This window comes from Micromonospora sp. LOL_013, from assembly GCF_048060315.1.
Taxonomy (GTDB): domain Bacteria; phylum Actinomycetota; class Actinomycetes; order Mycobacteriales; family Micromonosporaceae; genus Micromonospora_E.
Window position 1 is genome coordinate 1 of record NZ_JBHMIQ010000015.1, and the last position, 18,151, is coordinate 18,151.

The 18,151-nt window shown below is 64.6% G+C and carries 18 protein-coding genes; 10 read left to right on the top strand and 8 right to left on the bottom strand.

What is annotated here, in order from left to right:
- Positions 1–25: 25 nt before the first annotated feature.
- Positions 26–1,228 (bottom strand): hypothetical protein, encoded by a 1,203-nt coding sequence (locus ACFHWS_RS11845; RefSeq protein ID WP_416568173.1) that lies wholly within the window; start codon positions 1,226–1,228, stop codon positions 26–28.
- 681 nt (positions 1,229–1,909) lie between these two features.
- Between ACFHWS_RS11845 and ACFHWS_RS11850 the strand changes: the two genes are divergently transcribed.
- The gene (locus ACFHWS_RS11850) at positions 1,910–4,000 is read left to right on the top strand and encodes a hypothetical protein (RefSeq protein WP_416568174.1); all 2,091 of its coding nucleotides are present in this window, start codon (positions 1,910–1,912) and stop codon (positions 3,998–4,000) included.
- A 518-nt stretch (positions 4,001–4,518) separates the two neighbouring features.
- Positions 4,519–6,348 (top strand): hypothetical protein, encoded by a 1,830-nt coding sequence (locus tag ACFHWS_RS11855; protein ID WP_416568175.1) that lies wholly within the window; start codon positions 4,519–4,521, stop codon positions 6,346–6,348.
- A gap of 140 nt (positions 6,349–6,488) precedes the next feature.
- On the opposite strand, the gene ACFHWS_RS11860 is transcribed toward ACFHWS_RS11855, so the two are convergent.
- From ACFHWS_RS11860 to ACFHWS_RS11870, 3 genes are all read right to left on the bottom strand, one after another.
- Positions 6,489–7,184: a 2'-5' RNA ligase family protein gene (locus ACFHWS_RS11860; protein ID WP_416568176.1), complete on the bottom strand. Its 696-nt coding sequence runs from the start codon at positions 7,182–7,184 to the stop codon at positions 6,489–6,491.
- Positions 7,181–8,512 (bottom strand): hypothetical protein, encoded by a 1,332-nt coding sequence (locus tag ACFHWS_RS11865; protein ID WP_416568177.1) that lies wholly within the window; start codon positions 8,510–8,512, stop codon positions 7,181–7,183. Before ACFHWS_RS11865 ends, ACFHWS_RS11860 begins: the two co-directional genes overlap by 4 nt.
- Positions 8,513–8,908: 396 nt before the next feature.
- Entirely contained in the window at positions 8,909–9,721 is an 813-nt protein-coding gene (locus tag ACFHWS_RS11870; protein WP_416568178.1) for a hypothetical protein, read from the bottom strand.
- 399 nt (positions 9,722–10,120) lie between these two features.
- On the opposite strand from ACFHWS_RS11870, the gene ACFHWS_RS11875 reads away from it, so the two are divergent.
- Both ACFHWS_RS11875 and ACFHWS_RS11880 read left to right on the top strand, forming a co-directional pair.
- Positions 10,121–10,447 carry a hypothetical protein gene (locus ACFHWS_RS11875; protein ID WP_416568179.1) on the top strand — a complete coding sequence of 109 codons (327 nt, stop codon included), beginning with the start codon at positions 10,121–10,123 and terminating at the stop codon, positions 10,445–10,447.
- A gap of 59 nt (positions 10,448–10,506) precedes the next feature.
- Positions 10,507–10,731 carry a hypothetical protein gene (locus ACFHWS_RS11880; RefSeq protein WP_416568180.1) on the top strand — a complete coding sequence of 75 codons (225 nt, stop codon included), beginning with the start codon at positions 10,507–10,509 and terminating at the stop codon, positions 10,729–10,731.
- A 74-nt stretch (positions 10,732–10,805) separates the two neighbouring features.
- Here ACFHWS_RS11880 and ACFHWS_RS11885 read toward each other — a convergent pair whose 3' ends face one another.
- Positions 10,806–11,681, bottom strand: coding sequence for a phosphotransferase family protein (locus tag ACFHWS_RS11885; RefSeq protein ID WP_416568181.1), 876 nt, complete (start codon positions 11,679–11,681; stop codon positions 10,806–10,808).
- Positions 11,678–13,000, bottom strand: a complete 1,323-nt coding sequence (locus tag ACFHWS_RS11890; protein ID WP_416568182.1) for a hypothetical protein — start codon at positions 12,998–13,000, stop codon at positions 11,678–11,680. Before ACFHWS_RS11890 ends, ACFHWS_RS11885 begins: the two co-directional genes overlap by 4 nt.
- Positions 13,001–13,996: 996 nt before the next feature.
- Here ACFHWS_RS11890 and ACFHWS_RS11895 point away from each other — a divergent pair.
- The 5 genes from ACFHWS_RS11895 to ACFHWS_RS11915 all read left to right on the top strand — a co-directional run bounded on the left by ACFHWS_RS11895 (position 13,997) and on the right by ACFHWS_RS11915 (position 16,551).
- Positions 13,997–14,353, top strand: coding sequence for a DivIVA domain-containing protein (locus ACFHWS_RS11895; RefSeq protein ID WP_416568231.1), 357 nt, complete (start codon positions 13,997–13,999; stop codon positions 14,351–14,353).
- 34 nt (positions 14,354–14,387) lie between these two features.
- Positions 14,388–14,645: a hypothetical protein gene (locus ACFHWS_RS11900; RefSeq protein ID WP_416568183.1), complete on the top strand. Its 258-nt coding sequence runs from the start codon at positions 14,388–14,390 to the stop codon at positions 14,643–14,645.
- Positions 14,609–14,899: a flavin reductase gene (locus tag ACFHWS_RS11905; RefSeq protein WP_416568184.1), complete on the top strand. Its 291-nt coding sequence runs from the start codon at positions 14,609–14,611 to the stop codon at positions 14,897–14,899. Before ACFHWS_RS11900 ends, ACFHWS_RS11905 begins: the two co-directional genes overlap by 37 nt.
- Positions 14,896–15,624, top strand: coding sequence for a GOLPH3/VPS74 family protein (locus ACFHWS_RS11910; RefSeq protein ID WP_416568185.1), 729 nt, complete (start codon positions 14,896–14,898; stop codon positions 15,622–15,624). Before ACFHWS_RS11905 ends, ACFHWS_RS11910 begins: the two co-directional genes overlap by 4 nt.
- A gap of 78 nt (positions 15,625–15,702) precedes the next feature.
- Entirely contained in the window at positions 15,703–16,551 is an 849-nt protein-coding gene (locus ACFHWS_RS11915; protein WP_416568186.1) for a hypothetical protein, read from the top strand.
- A gap of 47 nt (positions 16,552–16,598) precedes the next feature.
- On the opposite strand, the gene ACFHWS_RS11920 is transcribed toward ACFHWS_RS11915, so the two are convergent.
- Positions 16,599–17,033 carry an NUDIX domain-containing protein gene (locus ACFHWS_RS11920; protein ID WP_416555440.1) on the bottom strand — a complete coding sequence of 145 codons (435 nt, stop codon included), beginning with the start codon at positions 17,031–17,033 and terminating at the stop codon, positions 16,599–16,601.
- A gap of 380 nt (positions 17,034–17,413) precedes the next feature.
- Between ACFHWS_RS11920 and ACFHWS_RS11925 the strand changes: the two genes are divergently transcribed.
- The gene (locus ACFHWS_RS11925) at positions 17,414–17,746 is read left to right on the top strand and encodes a hypothetical protein (protein WP_416555238.1); all 333 of its coding nucleotides are present in this window, start codon (positions 17,414–17,416) and stop codon (positions 17,744–17,746) included.
- Positions 17,747–17,843: 97 nt separating this feature from the next.
- Here ACFHWS_RS11925 and ACFHWS_RS11930 read toward each other — a convergent pair whose 3' ends face one another.
- Positions 17,844–18,038: a Clp protease N-terminal domain-containing protein gene (locus ACFHWS_RS11930; RefSeq protein WP_416555442.1), complete on the bottom strand. Its 195-nt coding sequence runs from the start codon at positions 18,036–18,038 to the stop codon at positions 17,844–17,846.
- Positions 18,039–18,151 lie beyond the last annotated feature (113 nt).

Consider the following 18,151-nt stretch of genomic DNA (forward strand, 5'->3'; position numbering starts at 1 on the left):
CCGGGCAGCGACACGCCGAAAGTCGTCACCCGCCCACGGCCGACTTTGATACACGCCCTAGGGGCCAGGGGTTGCCGAGGCCGAACCAGTCGGCCTGAGCACGCGGCGGGTCGATGAACTCCATCCGACCGTCGGCGCCGAGGATAGCCCGGCGCCACATCGGCAGCGCTTCAACAGCGTGCTCTGGGTCCGGGTGCTCCCAGATCGTGTGCTGCTGGTTGCCGACGAACGCAGGGTGGAGCTGCTTGACAACGAGCACGGCCGACACCCCGCAGTGGTCCCAGTTGCCGCCTGCATACCAGTAGCCGTTGGCATTGCGGACGACGGCATACGATTCGGTCCCATCCGGCGCAGTTGTGATCTGCAACATCTCGTTGCCGTAGAGGGCGTCGCATACGGCGTGATCGTCCAAAGACATGCTGCTCGAGGCGACCGCTACGATGAACGGTGCGCCGAGCGGGCCGTAGGCCGTGCCCTTGTCGCTCAGCGCTCCGAGGATGCCGCCCTCGTCGTTTACCCACACTGCGTTCCCACCGTAGATCGCCAGCGGCTGGACGCCTTCTCTTCCGCGCACCTCGGAGGGCTTGGGGATGGCCCAAAATTTAATGATCCAGGCCACGTCGTCGCCCTCGGTCTGCTCCTCGTAGAGGTGAGAGGGGAGGTCGTCGCGGCGTCCACCCAGCGTGACTGTGTCGGGGTCCAGTCCGCTGAGCCATCTGTCCAGACAGCCGCGCAGCGGTTTGGCCCGGAGCGGACGAAGCCCTTGCCGCACGACCTCGATCCAGAGGAAAAAGTTGGGGCTGTTCAGTCTGTCGAGTGACTTGTACACCGCGTTGATCCGCTCCGTCGCACCGACAGCGATGTTACTCGGGGATGCCGACCGCGCTTCGACGTAGATCGACCGTCCGTCCTTCTCAGCCAGGAAGTCTGGTCGGCGAGCCGTCCCTTCCAGCACCGGATGGCACGTCACGGTGTATCCCATCCGAAGCAGGCACTCGTGTAGGTACAACTCGAAGAAGGCCCCGTTGAACTGTCTGTCGTCCTTCGATCTCAACCGGCCCCTGACGTCGGCTTGGGCATCAGGGCTCAGGCGGCTGAACCAATCCTCGATCACGTCACGAACTTGGTCCCAGTACGCCCCTGAGACGCGGTCCAAGAACTTGAACCGCCCATCTCCGTGAGCCGCCGGGGACGGATCGGTCCGAGTGATCGCAGAGAAGATGGTCACCACGACAGCATAGCTCGGCGACGCTCATCGTCCACATGCGACAGATTGCTGTACCCGATCATCAAGCAGAAGGGTACAAGCTGAGCGAGCATTCCCGTCGCCGGGATGGCGATGGCGACGCCCTGGTCTACCTGTGGGAGTCGCCCTCCGGGTCGGTGTTGGCGTTTGCCCGCCGTGCGTCGGGTGCTCCGGTGCGCCTGTCCGGACTGGTGGCCCCGCCTCCGCTGCTGCTCCGGCACTGGACAACCTGTACGGCGGTGCACCACAACTACGCCCGGAGGCTGACGGCACCCTGACCCTGCCCACAGCCGGCCCCACCTTCCAAGTGTGGCGCCTCCCCTGACGCCTGTACCGACCGCCGGAGCGGGGAACTGCAGTGTGGAACTGTTGGGGTCGCCCGCCGAGCTCTACAGGCGATATCATGCGGCCATGACGTTCAGCCGGCACACGGTGCACCTACCTGTCCAGAATGCCTCGCAGACCCAATTGGTTGGGTGCGGGTCGTGGTGTCGGAATTCTGATCGGCCGGGGCGACGGTAGTGGCTCAACCGACTCTCATCTGACCATCGATGGTCTACGGCTGCCCAACGGTTCAAAAATCCATATCTTCGATCTTTACGCTACCCAAATTCGATTGACAAGGTCATGTTGCGAGCTCTGATAGCGCGGTATCAACTTCGCATGATGGGGTGGCTGCTGTTCGCCATTGGGCTGATCGCTCTAGCAATCGGATTGCCGGCATTCGGGCTTTCGGCAGGTGAAGATTCCGAAGCTTTCAATAGGCAAGTTGGATGGGCGAATATATGGGCCGGGTCGATCGCGGCTGTTGGTCTTCTCCTAATGCTATCTGGGAGAAGCCAAGACCAATCGAGTGAACTTAACCGCCGAGTAATCTCACTCGCGAAAGCTCAGCGCGACTCGCATAGCAAGCAGCTCGCTCAACTCCTTGGTACCGACTCCTTTGAATCCAGGTCCGCCAAGTTAGAATTTGTGGTCGCGGATGCTCGGACCGGCAAGGCGGCACCTCGTGCGCGAACTGCGGGCGACATCAATACGATCGCAGAGTATTACCGGAAGAACACCTCTGGTCGGTTGTTGATACTTGGGGCTGCAGGTGCCGGCAAGAGCGTGCTGGGAATTACCCTGCTACTTGAGTTGATAGGTGACGTTCTTAGTTCCCAGCCTGCGGACGGTGTAGACCTTAGAGTCCCAGTAATCTTCAATCTGACGTCATGGCCGAGGGCAACTGAATTTCGTGACTGGCTAGCTGATGAGATATCAGTGCGGTTTCGCCTAAGTCCAGCTGCTGCCCGTGAGCTTGTGCGAGATAAGCGCATTTTGCCTATACTCGACGGTCTCGATGAGATGGACAACGAGGCAGAGCTGCCGGATCGCGCAGAATGGGCTGTTGGACAGCTGAACGAGTACATTGCGACGGGTTGGCAGGAGCCCCTGGTGGTGATCGGTAGATCTGGAACTCAATACTACTTTCGATTGCGATCAAGATTTCGTAATATGCAGGCTATCTCGATTAAAGCGATCGGGGTGCGGGAGGTTGAAAAATACCTAGCTGAGCACTGCGGTGCCGAGATAATGGGTTCAATAAGAGATGAACTTAGGCGAGAGTCGAGGAGGCAAAGCGATATGTTCTTCGCGGCAGTCTCCACCCCATGGCGGCTCGCCATGACTGTCGGCTACATCAACAGCGGCAACGACCTTCGAAAGCTGCTACCGACGGCAAATGAGAATCGAATGGCATTCTCGGGCCGACTTGACTCAGAACTCTACGAGACATTCCTGTCGACACGAATTCGTCTCAGTGGGCGCAATGCGCAACACCAAGAGGATCGAGCCCGGCGCCATTTGGCAATGATAGCGCACTTGCTGAACTCGCCTAAGGACGACGAGAAGTCTAGCGACATCGTGCTACATGATTGGTGGAGGCGATTCGGTTTTAGGGTCCCGGCATGGCAATCTCGGGTGGCCTTCGTCGCTGTTGCGATTCAATTCAACCTTCCTTTCGACAAGCTACCTATGGAAGACTACTCACCAGATCCGAATGCTGGTTGGCGCTCATGGGCGATACCATTGGCAAATCTCCTCATGTTAATTACGATAGCTATCGTCACTCCAACTCAAGTGGCCCGGCCAAAAGGGGTGCAAATATCGCGCTTTATGTCAGCGGCAGGATTTACTCGTACGTCTTTAGCGCTAGTGTTTGCCGGGGGATTCGGGTATACCTTTTCCCAGGTAGCTTCGAGTAATGCTTTGGGATTAGCCGGTGGTATGGGCCTCCTCATCTTATTTGCTGCGGCCCTAGGGCGCCGCACTGAGGCCACCAAGGACGCCGCGAGTCCGCACGATCCTATACGTCGAGATTTCATTGCATCCGTGATGTTTGGTCTGGGCATGGGGATATTTATGGGCGCATACATTGCCGACCTCATGGGTCCGATAACGGGCCTACACTTCGGGTTCGCATACTTCTTGGCTATGACCATTGGTTATGCTTCTGGTCGTTACTTCGTAGCCACCGTTCTGGGTTCGCGAGTTGGTCTCCCCCTTCGATTCTCGTCCTATCTCAAGTGGGCGACCCGCGCAGGGATCCTTCGTGTCTCAGGGATCAGCTATCAGTTTCGCCATCGTGAGCTCATGAAGTATTTGTCTGCAACCGTCCCTCCGCCACCTCCGCTCCCGCTTCCGGGACCATTTGGAATACCAGTTCAGCGGCTACCTACTTGGCTGGGAGGTAAGACTGAAATCAAGCCTTAGATCGGTGAATGAGTTCAGGCAAATAGGCGTTTTTTGACTGCCGTCGAAAGACGTCTGGTGGTACAGTCGTTAATTATTTCGGGAGTGGTGTGATGGCTGTCGCCAGCCCGATTTCGTTCGCTTCGTCCATGTCCATGTATTCCTCGGCCGTTGCAACCGCCGGCTACCGGAATCAATTAGCTGGATTGATCCGCCTGGACAGTAATGAACTGCGCCACCTGTTCCATTTCCTGAGCATTGAATCCCTCCGTCGACCTAACAGATGTGCATTATGTGATGAAGACGGACTTGGTGTATCCGGCGGCAACTGCTGCAATGTCCGTTACGGGGATGTATGTCCGAGAGTCGGCTTGACTCGGCTGCGGCTTCGGAGACTGTCAGAGGCTGCTGGGAGAATCGGCCAGTAAGCTTCAGTTCTGATCCGAGAGAGTTCAGATGGCCGCGTACACGTTAGAAGCCAGGACGCTGTGTGCTCGCGCCCTGACATGGTGGGTCGAGTCCAGAGGCATGGGTAAACTGTGACCGCCGAGGAGCAGGGCGAACGGCTTGAGGTCCAAGCCGAGACGTCCGCAGGCGAGGGCGACGCTCCGGTTGAGGTCCAGGTTGAGACGTCCGCAGGCGAGGGCGACGCTCCGGTTGAGGTCCAGGTTGAGACGTCCGCAGGCGAGGGCGACACTCCGGTAGGCGTGGAGCCATCCCCGCAACGGGACCCAATCTCCGAGAGGGTCTCAGCTGCTTACGAGAAGGTGCCAGCGATTGGTGATCGGTGGACCCGCTGGTACGATCTCCCGTACAAAATGTTGTGGTTCCTTCAGACCAGGTGGCGACGCAAGGTTATTCCCAATTTGGTGCTCCGTGCGTTCCAGCGCTGGTCCATTGATCTCAGCCAGTTCAACGCCCTTGAGCGAGATAGAATCTGGGACCCAACGGATCGGTTGCACGATTTCCAAGTGCCCGCTGATGAGCACGTGAATATGCCGAGTATCTGGGTGGTTGAACTGTTCCCGCCGAGCGCTTTTTCTCAACTGGAGCGGGCATTCGATAGGAATGGCTGGGGCCGGAATCGCTGGATGTCTGGCGTCGACGAAACCAACGCCAACTTGCTGCTGAAGTACCGTGCCCGCATGGGATGGAGTTGGTGGCGAATTGCCTCGATTCAGGGTGACAATGGTGCATACCTGATCCCCGATGCAGTGCATGCTCAGTTGCCGCCTGAATTCAGCTACATCGAATTGAAGGCCATGCAGGTTGGCGCCGGCCTAACTGCCGTTGTTGCTCACATCGCACTCTCCGATTTGGGTGCCACTCAAATCGATGAGATATGGCATCAGCCTCACGAGCCGATGCTGACCCGTCGACACGGGCGACTTCACGCACTTGATCGGATGTGGTCTGGGTTTCACGTAACACAGACGGCCCGGGAACGGCTGCATCAGCTGGCCCGGAGGTGGATGAATGATAGCTGTGATGGCGCCTTTGCTGAGGCTAACAGTCCTCAGACGCTAGTCGATATGCTTATTCTGGACCAACACGATCCGACCGATGTGAGCGAGGACCGTGGCCGTGACCAGTTCGACATGTTTCGAGCGCTCGGCATCACGGAGACAGGGATCCACCATTACACCTCTGCTGACATTCCTAAGATGCACTTAGTTCCGACTTCACCGTCGATGGCGCGTGGCATTAGCACTCACCATACATGGGCACTGTGGGGCCAGCGTCAGGCTGTTGCGGACAGCGCTACCCGCATGACTATCTACGGCAACGATCCGAACCAGGCGATAGCGCATCGCTACTGCGATGCAATCGAGAGCCTCTTGGTGGCACTGGCAGTATCTGACTGGCTTGAAACAGTCGAGGCTCGCTATGCGCTGATTCGGGATCGCGCTCGGGCGCAGCATGGCCGCTTTAAGGTCAAGGTCACCAACGATCTCCGCGAGCAACTGTTGACCCTTAGCATTGATGTAGGAACTGTCCAGCGCGACTTGGAACGGTCTTGGAAATCCCGACCGCGATTTGAGGGTGAGGCAGAGTTCACTATTGAGCTCTCGCCACGCTTGCGGGCCGATTCCGATCGGGCAGACGAACCGCTCCATATGAATACCGAGCTGCGGAAGCGTCAGAAAGAGTGGTTCGAGGAACTGCGCGCTGCTGACCGTGACTACCGGGACATCCTCTCGACGGTGGCCTCGCTGGGTGCGTCGGTAGATGCCGCCAAAACTGGTCGCCGCGCGCTGCGGGTTGCCTTCGTGTCGCTGACGGTTGCCTTCGTTACCGTCGTGGTGACCGACATCGGCGACAGTAGTTTGCTCCACGAAGTGATGGAGTTCCTGCGTGGCTGGCTCTGAAGCCGGCTTGCGCAGCGCCCCTGGGTTGAGAACTGCGCCACAGTCAGGGCTGCATGGTTGTCAAGCCGAGGTTAATCTCTTCGGCTGGAGTACTGGTCTATCGATCGCCTACTCGGTGGACTATCGACTTGAACCGGTCATCAACTAACTAACAAGACTTCGGCTTGTATAGACGCAACGTACTGGTGGCCCTCGCGGCGTAACTCGACCAGGTCGACGGACTGGATGACTGTGGCGGCCGGGGGGAGGTGCCGAAGGCTGGCTACCCGCTGGATGAGCGGCAGCGCATCGGCGGCGGCGTTGTGGTACGCGATGCTGACGTGCGGGGCGAATCTGCTTGCCCGTTCGGGTAGGGCTGCCGGTCCGCGCACCTCGGCGATGGAATCTCGGATCACGTCACGGAGCCTGCTGACGGGTTCAGGGGGACCGACACTGAGGCGGACTGCGCCTGGCGACCCGGCAAGCGGGCCGATCTCGACAGGGATGGCGGGGAAGTCGACGCAGCGCCTGCGTACTTCGTTGACCACAGCTGCGGCCACGTCAGGTGAGACTTCGTCGGTGAAGGCGAGCCGCTGCATCGTGATGTGCAGGCTGGCCGTCGGGACCAGGTCGAGGTGGGGTAGGTCGCGCAGTTGCTCTTGACAGTGCATCGCCATTGCGGTGAGGGCGGGGACGTGGCCGAGCATCACCATCCAGTGGTAGGAACGCCGGCCAGGCGTCCACGCCGGGCGGTCCCAGTGGTTGACCATCCGTTGGACCTGTTGGAACTGCGCCCACTCCTGGTCGGCCCAGGGGCGTTCGTGGTCGTGGGCCGGCGCTTTGGGCTGGGCCGTCATCGGTTCCCTCGGCCTTCGCCGAGCCACGTGTAGACCTCGTCTACGAACGACTCGGCGCAGGGATCGTCGAACTTCTCACTGATCATCGTGGCGAGGTCGCGGGTTCGCTGACGTATCGACTCGATCTGGTTGTCCTGGCAGGCTCGCATGGCTTGGCGGGCGATGTCGGTGGCCTGCTCGACGTCAGGTCGGTCCCCGCCTACCAGCGCGGTCGCCAAGTCCAGCCGGACCAGGGCCTGGCTCCAAACAGACGGTGACGTGTCGACGATCGTGACCGCGCGGCCGGCAAGGTTGAGAACCTGCTCGGTACGTCCCAGCGCGAGGTACGCCGTCGCGGCGTTCGACGCCACCCGTGCCTCGCTGTAGAGGCCGAACGAGACACACGAACTCATGCCGGGCTCGGGCGACAGGTCCGAGAGCACCTCGTAGGCGGTGCCGATCGCCTGTTCTGCCTCCAGCGTCTGGCCGAGCTTCGCGTGCGCGCGTGCCTCGCCGTTGACGGCGAGGCGTACCGCCTGTGCTCCACGGCCGGCGAACCGGCGGCCGTCCGCGGCGTAGCCGAGCGCCTTGCGGTACTGCCCGTCGTAGAACTCTGTGAAGCTCTGCGTGCCCCGCACCCATGCCTTGAGTTCCCGATCCTCCGCGTAGTCGGCAAGCTGGAACGCCTCGATTCCGTAGGCCCGCGCCGAGCTGAATCGGCCGAGATTGACCGACATGTAGCTGAGCAGCCCAGAGAGCTGCCCGGCGATGGCGAGCAGCCGCGCGCTGTAGCGGGGCTGCATCCGCAGCGGGATGAGGCTCTGCACCCAGCGTCGCTGGCGCACCACGTCGGCGGCCAGCGTGAGCGGCCCTTCCTCCTCGTAGCGTGCGACGACATCCGAAACGTAGAGATCCAGAGTGTCCAGCAGAGCATGGCTGACGCTCGCGTCGTTGTTCTCGCGGATCCGGGCCAGGATGACCGAGGGCTGCTCGACCAGCCCGCCGGCACTACCTACGCTCCGGGTAACGGGTACGACCCTCCTGTTGTCGGAGACGGCACTGCTCTCGGAACCGACAACAGCAGTATCCTGCCGCGCTACCGTGCGGGGGTTGCGGAATCCGAGTTCGTCGTCGGTGTCGGCGTTGAGGGCGATGCGCAGGGCAGTGCGGTAGTCCTCGGCGGGGTAGCGGATCTTGCCGTTTTCGAGTTTGCCCAGGTAGTTGGCGGTGAAGGCGCTGTGGGCTGCTTGTCCGGGGTCGGGGTAGAGGATCTTGTTGACTGCGTCGGTGAGTTGCCGGCGGGTCAGGCCCAGGCGTTCGCGTGCTGCGGTGAGTGGATGGTTCTGCATGACACCCCCGAAGTGTGGCGCACGATTGATGCGTGGTGGCGCGAACTGCCTGTGGCGGTAATCGATTTTGGACAGTATCCCACCTGGTGAATGCCGGCTTCAACCATCTGCGTCGAGCAATTCCTGTCCCTGCCAGGTAATACGTCAACGACGGAATGTCAATAGGGAGGGCAGGGGATGGTTCCCGCCAACGGGAAGCATCCCTTCCGGTAGTGCGGGATCGCCGCCAGCCACCGGCGGAAGCCGCCGCGGCCGGCGGCAGCAGACTCCGCGGAAGCCATGTCCACTGATCCACGGGTGCGTCGGCCTCATCGTGTCGGCGGTGCTGGTGACGATCCGGGGCGCTTCGGTAGTCTCCAGGTCCTCGATCGGTAGGCCTGGACGGGACCGTCCGGACTATGTCTCGCCTTGCTCGCGGATTTGGGTCTGCCGGTTAGTTTGTAGCTGGCCTGTGTGCTCGGCGTCCCACTCGGCAAGGACCTTCGTAACAAGGTGGTCGATGACAGGCCGGATTGCGTCGTCAGGAACGCCATTGATGTCGAGCCGGGCGATTAGGTCTTTATACATGTCCCGTAATCTCTCCTCCCGGTCATCCGGAGAATCGTCGATTCCGAGACGAGACAGGTGCGTACGCACCTCCGCAGCCTGCTTCAAAGTGGCCATTAGGCCAACAAGGCGCAGTTTCCGTGCCATCCCCTTGCCGATGGTGAACAGCAACGGTGGGAGTACCCGCTGGGCGTGGCCCTCGCCGTACCGGATGAATAGCTCCGTCGGTGCGGCGAGCTGGTTCGCGATAGCTCCAGCCAGCAGACCGACGCAGGCGTCGGTCAGACGAACCGGCGCCCGGCGAGCCCACGAGTTTGCGGGCTTGGTTGAGTAGCGATACTCGGCCGTTACATGTCGCAGCAGTGCCGAGGTGCTTGCGTGAGTGAAGTACTGCGACGCTGGTCGATACGCCATGTCGTACAGGTGGATCGCGAGCGTGGCGCCGGTCCGAGAGTCAATCTGTTCGGTCATCGACCGTACGTTGGGGAGTTTGCACGGATCGCCGAGAGCGCGTATCGCCTCTCGGATAACCGAGTCAGGGATGATCCCGGTGCTTGACATGAAGGTCAGCAACGTCGGCGCGATCTTGATTTCGGACTCGCGGAGCTTGCGGACGGCGTCGGGACCGTGGAGACACCACAGTCCGACGATGCAGGTCTCCATCGCGGTGCGCGCTAGCAGCGCCGCTGACTCCCGCTGATGTGTCTGCACCGCTCGGCGTGTCGCGCGCTGCAACGCTAGCAGCCTCAGTAGCGCCAATCGGGCGTAGTCTTCGCCGGTAGCTGCCGCTTCATCACGCGGCCACGGTTCGCGGATGGCTAGGGCACGGGCACGGCGTCGAACCAGCACACGCCTGGGCAGGTCGGGGTAAGGCAGCATGCTACGAAGGACAATTCGGGCTAGCGTGAACAAGGCGGCTCTCACGATCCGGGATCATTGCAGACTTCTTCAGCCTTGACCTCGGATTTTCGGCACGCCAGAGGAGGCGTTCGACACGGTAACTCCCCGCGTCGCCGGCGCGTCATGCGCCGTTCCCCGTACCCTCCGTCCACAATCCTGGCCATGGACTTGCAGGAGTTGCTCGCTACGCTTGGATCGTTTGTAGTCGGCGGTGGTGTCGCGTCAGCCGGTGCCTACCTTCAGTACCGGTGGACCGCCAGGCGGGAGGATCGCCGCCGCGCGGAGGACGAGCGGGCCAACCGGATAAAGCTTGAGCGCGACGTGACCGCCGATCTAGTCATCGCGATTTACGACTACGTAGAGAGCACCGCGAATCTCAAGTTTGCCCTCGAAAGGGCCAGCCAGGGTGCGACATTGGACAAAGACCGGATCCGGCAGTACCAGGCGAAGTGCGCGCATTACGTCCGGCCCTCGTGCGCGCGCGGTTGACGCTAGGTAATCCAGCAGCCCGGCCGGCACTGGATGCACTCCATGAGCAGGACGTCTGTATGTCGAGCCACTTCAACCTGTTCGTACTGGGAGAACCGTCACCCGATTTCGCCACCCACTTCGTGGAGTTCCAACAGGTCATCGGCAAGTCGAGGGTTGCGCTCGAGGAAGCGGCGCTGACGTACGACGGCGTTCTCCCCGTACGGTCGAGAAGGGCCAGGCCGAGCGTGCGTCAGCGTAGTCCGCAGAAGCTGCATGACGAAGCGCGCAAGCCGGCCCAATGATTGACAGCGATGTGGCACCTGCCGTTGAGTTGTCCAACGGCTGTGGCTGCTGTGCGCTGGCCCATGCAGTACCGCTACGGAACCGGTTTCCAGCCCCAGGGGCGGTTGCCGTACTCGCCGCGGATGCAGGCGAGGCGGTAGTAGGCCTGGTCGCGTAGGGCTGGGTTGTCTCGCGCGAGTTGGGCTGCGAAGGTGACCTTGCGTAGCTCTCTGGCGTCGCGGAGGACCGAGAGTCCCGGCCAGTCGGTGACGTCGTAGCCGTAGTGCTGGCAGAACTCGGTCCAGCCGGGTGCGTACTCGGCGCTGAAGGTCAGGTGGTCGACAGCGACGGACACCAGGTCCCACTCAGGTGGGCCGAGCGCGAATCGTTCGAGGTCGAGCACGACTGGTCCGGCGTCGGTGTCGACGATGTTGCCGGCCCAGGCGTCGCCGTGCACTGCACCGTGGGGGAGGCCGGGAGGAAGCTCGCGGTAACGCTCCTGCAAGCCGTGCAGGTGATCGAGCAGCCAGGCACGGTCGTCGGCTGAGAACACGGTCGCCTCGGCGATTCGCTGCTCCAGGCGTACGAACGGTCCCAGCGGTGGCAGGTCGAGACTCGCCGGCGGCTGCAGGCGGTGCAGCTGTTGCAGCACCTGGGCCAGCTGGCCGATGCTGCCTTCCCGGTGCCGCGGCAGCTCATGCCAGAACGTGACGGCTCGCCCGTCGACCGCGACAGGTTGCGGCAGCTCCTCGATCGCCCGGACAGCCGGTATCCCGGATTCGTTGAGCCAGCGGGACACTCGTACTTCCTTACCGGCGGTGGCGAGCTGGCCGTCGCGGCTAACGCGGGCGACCACGCCGCCGGGCAGGCGGTAGATGACATTCTCCGCAGATCGGATCAGCTCAGCGCCGGTCGCGTCGACCCCGACCTGCTGGCAGGCGAGCAGCAGCGCTTCCTGCGGGTCCGTCATGCGACGGCTCCGACCGTCTCCCGGATCCGGGCGCGTAGCTCCTGCACTTCCGTCAGCTTGCCGTGCGGCCCGGCCATCCGGTGCAGCTCCCGCAGGTCGTCGGCGGCGCGCAGCGAGCGGACCGGCCCGGCGTCGTCGAGGGCCAGGTTGCCGATCGTCACGGCTTCCAGCGGGTCACCTTGCACCATCGTGAGGGACGCCAGCTTGATCCGGGAGATCGCCCTGGAGCGCAGGTACGCCGGGAGATGGTGCTCCACCGAGTAGGCGAACCGCTCGGCCGACTCCGTAACGAGTCTGGTGTGCAGGGCGACGTCGAACAGCGCGTGGGCGGTGTCGCCGTGGTGCTGGGCGTCGTCGTAGAAGCACATCCACGGCGGGTCCTCCGCTGGCGCGGCGTGCGCGAACGCTTCGTCGGCGGCACCGACGGCGGCCAGTGCCTCTTGTGCTCTGCCCGGTCCGAGTTTGGCGAGTGCCCGCGCTCGTACGGTGTGCAGCATGGCGCGCTCGGATGAGGTGAGCCAGTCGGCGCGGACCAGAGCCATTTCGATGTGGGTGAGCCCGTCGTCGGGCTGACCGCACCACACCGCCTGCCGGGCCAGGCTGGACAGCAGCATCGCGCGCTGGTGCCAGTCGCCGCCGATGCTGGCGCAACGCAGGGCGAACGTGAACCGTTGCCGTGCCGCCTCGTGGTGGTAGGCGTCGAAGAGCATGAACGCCACGACTCCCGTCAACTGGGCCAGCGCCTTGTGCAGCGCGGGGCGTAGGTGCGCCGGGCAGCTCACCTCCAGCAGCCGGGACATGCGATGCAGCTTGTCGTCGGCGATCTCCCGGACCAGCGCGCCGCCGTGCGCGTTGTCCCACTGCTCGAAGATCTCCGCTGCCTCAAGAACCTGGGTGATGTGTTCCTGGCTGACCTGACGCGGCAACTCGTCGACGACCGGTGGGCCGAGCAACGACATCAACGGGATGGCGTCGGACGTCAACGAGGCAGCGGCGGCGGGACTCAGCCCTGTTGCCGGGGACTCGTATCGATTTGATCGAACGGCGAGCATGCCTTTCGTTCGCATGCTGATATCCCGCCGGCGGAATCCGAGTTCGTCGTCGGTGTCGGCGTTGAGGACGATGCGCAGGGCAGTGCGGTAGTCCTCGGCGGGGTAGCGGATCTTGCCGTTTTCGAGTTTGCCCAGGTAGTTGGCGGTGAAGGCGCTGTGGGCCGCCTGTCCGGGGTCGGGGTAGAGGATCTTGTTGACTGCGTCGGCGAGTTGCCGGCGGGTCAGGCCCAGGCGTTCGCGTGCTGCGGTGAGCGGATGGTTCTGCATGACACCCCCGATGTGTGGCGCACGATCGATGCGTGGTGGCGCGAACTGCCTGTGGCGGTAATCGATTTTGGGCAGTATCCCACCTGGTGAATGCCGCCTTCAACCATCTGCGTCGAGCAATTCCTGACCCTGTCAGGGAATACGTCAACGACGGAATGTCAAGAGGGGAGGCAGGGGATGGTTCCCGCAACGGGAAGCATCCCTTCCAGTGGTGCGGGAGCGTCACCCCGTCCCGGCCGGGACGCCTACCGCAGGCGGTCAGTCATCGGCCACGGTGTGTGCGGGGTTCGGCACAGACGCCGTACCGCTGAAGTTGCCGGACCCCGACGCGGCCTGCCGCCGCCGGAAGCCCCCGTAACCGGCGGCGGCAGGCCCCGCGAAGAGCCCAGGCCCACCGGCCAACACAGTGGACGTACCCGGAAAGGGGTTGTGATGCTGGAAGCGGTGCCTGCCGCCCCGGTTGCCCGACGACGAGGTCCCGGTCGTGCCGGAGGATGCGCTGCCGGATGTTGGCCATGATGCGCCGGTAGTGCGGCTCGAACTGACGTGCGGACATGCCGAAATCGTGCCCCAGCTCGGCCTTTGCGGGAGACCCGCCGGGGTGGCGTCGATCCCGTGGGGCGGCGCTCAGCTGCTCCTTCGACGATCGGCGCTACCTCGGCGAACCCCATCGACGCCCCGGCCGAGCCGGTGCACACGGCACCGTCGGCCACTGCACGCGACCCAGGAGTGCTCCCGATTGTCGGCGTTCGGCGGAACGTGAGCCGTCGGACGCCCGTACCAGCGGCCCTGTGGGCGTACCGCCGTTTGTGGCTGCGTGCGCAGGGCAGGCGGCCCGACCTCCGCGCCCCCGTTCGGGGTCGGGCCGCCCATCCCACTTTCCCCACCGAGCCGCGATGTAGCGGCGATCCCGTGACCTTCGAAAGGGCGGTCCCACCCGTGCGCAGACTTCTCGACCGTGTCCTGTTCCCTCGGCGTACCCGGCGGCAGGCCCGGCTGCTCGCCAGCCTCGCCGACCGGACCCGGCCGGCCGCCCGGCCTCCCGCCGCTGCTGGCGGCGGCGGGTCGCGTCCGCCGGCCCGGCACGGCGGTAACGCCGGCAGCCACCTCTACTACGGCGCCAGTGTGGTGCGGCCGTCGATCAGCCCCGGGCTGGTCCGCGACCGGCGGTTCGCGGTCCGCGCCCGGCGCGGTTGCGACCCGGCCGAGGTACGCGCCTTCCTGCACCTGGTCGCCGACGAGTTGACGGCGGTGCGGGCCGAGTTGGCGGTCACCCGGGACGAGAACGTGCGGATCAAGCAGGCGTTGCGGGACTGGCAGTCGCGGCAGTTCCAGGCCCAGCCGGTCAGATGAACACAGTGGACGATGCTGGGAGAGGGGTACGTTGATGCTGGATGTGGTGCTCGCCGCGGCTGTCGCGCTGCTGGTCGGCGCGGTGGTCGGGTTCAGTTTGTGTCGGCATCGGCACCGCTGGTGTCCCGGCTGCGGCCGTACCCTGACCTGCCCGGCGTGTCCGACCGGCGGGCTGCTGCCCGCGCAGGTCGAGGCGGCCGGGCGTCGGTGGGCGCCGCAGCCGGCGCGGACCGTGACCCTGCGGCGGACCTGGGTGTGGCCCGGCCGGTCCCGGCGGCGGGCCGGGCGGTGACCGCGCGGGTGGTGGCCGTGGTGGGCCGGGTCGGGCATGTGGCGTGGCGTCCGTCGTGGCGGTGCCGGGCCTGCCGCCGGCCGTGGCCGTGCGAGCCGGCCCGCGCGGAGCTGATGGCGAGCTTCGACCGGATCGGCCGCTGCATGTACGTGGCCCAGCTCGCCGCCGAAGCCGCCCGTGACCTGCCCGACCTGACGCCGGAGCAGTCGTACGTGCGGTTCATCGCCTGGGCGCGGCGGCGGGAGCCGGCATGACGGTCTACCGCACCCAGGCCGCCGCCGCCACGGCTGCTGTTGCTTCTGGTGGTGGGGTGCCGGTGCCGGCTGCGGCGGTACGGGGCCGGTCGCCGCTGCTGGCGGACGAGTTCTTCCTGTTGGCGGCCGATGATGTGACGGGTCGGCCGCGTCTGCCGGCCGGGCCGGTCGGGTACGGTCTGGCCGCCGCCCTGCTGGCCGACCTGGTCGACGCGGGCGCGCTGCGGGTGTACGACGGCCGGTTGTGGCTGGCCGCGCGGCACGTACCGGTGGACGCGCTCGGCGGCTGGATCCTGCGCTGGCTGGCGGCGGAGCCGAGGCACCGGCGGGTGGGGACGTGGTTGGCGTTGCTGGCGCCGCGGGCCCACGGCCAGGTCGCGCGGCGGCTGACCGCGGCGGGCGTGGTCCGGCCCCGGACGGTACGCCGCCGGCTGCTGACCACCGCCGTGGTCCATGTCCCTACGGACATGAACCGGGCCGCCTGGGCCTGGGCCCGTCTGACCGTACGCCTACAGCGCGGCGAACCGTTGCCGGCGTTTGAGGCGCGGCTGGGCGGGTTGTGTCTGGTGACCGGGCTGGACGACTTCGTGCTCACCGGCCTGCCGGCGGCGGCCCGCCGGCATCTGCACCGGGAGACCGCCGCCCGGTTGCCGGCCGAGATCACCGAACTGTTCACCATCGCCCGCCACCGCCTCGACGGCGCCGCCCACCGCCGCCGCCGCTGACCATCCCCAGCCTTCCCTCCGTTACCCCTTGACAAGCGGGCTCGACGCTCGGCGGCAGGAGTTTGGCATCCTGGCGCCATGGCTGACCGGGAGCGGTTCCTGACGTTCGATCACGAGTACCGAGACGGGCTGCACGTCTACGTCGCTCGTCCGACCGAGGCGGAGCTGCCTGGCCCGGCGTGGACGGGGTTGTGGGAGCAGGACTATCCCGAGGAGCCGCACCGGAACCCGTGGCGTCGGTACGCGATCAACAACAACGACGGGGAAGCGCTCGCGGTCTGGCGGGCGTTCGCGTGGGCGCTCACCGCCGGCCGGAGTCGGTACGCCATACCCGCCTACTACCGGGATGAAGCAGCGCGGCTCCTCGGCATCGTCCGGGGAGCGGTGCAGTTGGTCCGCTGGGAGTACGAGGTCGACTCTGAGTCCTCCGAGTGGCCTGCGGCCGACGTCGGGTTCGTCCCTGGCCGAGCCTGCGTCCCAATGCGGCCACCGCCGGATCAGTGGGAACGCGACCACGCTGGGTTTGCTGGGTTGTTCACGCTCGACAGCTTCGACGATCTCCTCAACCTGCACCTGGCTGTCTCGTTCGATGCCAGCTCGGAGCTCACGCTCTTCGCGCTCTCCGATCCAGACCGGACCGAGCCTCTGATCGCAGCCCTCAACCAGGATGACCGCCCGAACCTGGCGGACATCCTGCAGCCCGGTGACATTCTCGTGGACTTGACGGTGGCGCACGATCTAGGCTTCACCAGCAAACTCACAGTGAAGGCTGCCGAGGCGGTCGAGGAAATTGGTCGGCTTGCCGACCACTTTAGCCAGGCGTTTCGCCGCTACCTGGGGAAGCTCGACCGGATCGATAGCTTCGAGGAGTTCTACGCAGCGATCGACGATCTGCTCGCGCCGCCCCACGCAACACGCGTCTCCTGACGGACGGCCCAACCGTGGCAGCGATCCACCCGGCTGCCTGCCATCGGTCAACCTGCCGTGATCAGCTCGCGGTACAGCGGAGAGTCCAGGAACCTCGGGACGATCTCGCCGTACGCCCGTCCGAACTCCAAGGTGCGCACGTCGGTGCCGGCCACGAACCGCATCGCGGCACCCTCCCCGCAGACCACATCCTCGTCCGTGGCGTCGGTTGGCGCGTAGAAGATCGAGAACTCGCCAACCGCGCCGGGGAACTTCGCCGACGGGGCGAGGCCCCGCCAGAACAGGCGCAGCTCCGGCACGGAGAGGCCGGTTTCCTCGATCAGCTCCCGGTGAGCGGCCGTCAGTGGATCCTCGCCCGGATCGACGTTCCCGCCCGGCAAGCACCAGCGGTACGGGTCGACGCTGGTATTGCCGTCACGGAGCTGTAACAACAACCGACCTGCCGGATCGACCAGGATCACGCCGGCAATCCGAGCATCCACTCGTACGGCCACTCGAGCAGCCTACTGCTGCACGCCGAAGGGTGGCGTCGATCCCGTGGAGCTGCCGGTCGGCCGGATACGGTGCTGCCATGCCGTTGGAATGGTCGCTGAGGAAGTGAGCGAGGCTGACCTCGTGGAGGATCTACCGGGCCTGACCGTCGCCGACGTCCGTGTAGCGTTGCGCTCCTCGGCAGAGCTTGGCCCGTCTGGCCAGCGGACGCTTGCTGCCCGTGCGGCCGGTCGGAGCGGGCACGACGACATCTCCGAGCGCGTCGAAGAGTTGCTGCGCACTGGAGCCAGTACGCCCCGCCGGTATGAGTGGATCGCGGTTGATCCAGCTCAAGCGTGGGGAGCACCGGATCTCACCGAGGAGGGACTCGATGGACGGTGACAAAGGTCTGGACCGCGCAGAAGAGCTGGTCCTCTGCCCCCTGGAGGATTCGCCGCTTCCCCTGTGGGAACTCGGCTGGGACGAGGCCGAGTCAGCGAGTTGGTTCGCTGAAATCCTCGGGCCGGGCCTGGTCTCGTTGGTGGCCCGAGGCCTCGTCGAGGTGCGCAGATTCGACGGCTGGCCAGCCGAATGGGATCACGGCACCCTTGTGGCAGGTGACGAACTGCTGCGAGAGAGTGGGCGCGCCGAAGCTTGGCGCGACGATGGAGGACACAGGGTTCTCGCGGCGCACATCACGAGAGCCGGCGTCAGGTTTCTGTGACCCTGGGCTGTCCCCGGAAGCCGTTCCTGTCTCCAGCTCAGCCAAGAGAACGGGTAGCCAACGCATCCGCCACGGGAGCGGTGTGCTGCGCGGTTCGTCAATCTGGCCGTACGGATGTCTGCTCGAAGATGGCCTCGGGGTCGGCACCGAGGCCGCGCAGTAGTCGAGCGGCTGGGCCGTCGCGGTCCCGCAGGATGCCCGCCAGCAGGTGTGTCGTGCCGGCGAACGGGTGACCGGATCTGACCGGCGGTGTTGTGCTCGGCGACCGGCTCCGGCAGGTCCACGCCGGCAGCGTGTAGCTGCTCGTCCAGCTCCAGGATGCTCAACAACACCTCGACGGTGCCGGTGCGCGCGCGGCCGAGCCGGATTGCCTGTAGGGCGGCATCCCGCTCCACGACGCCCCCG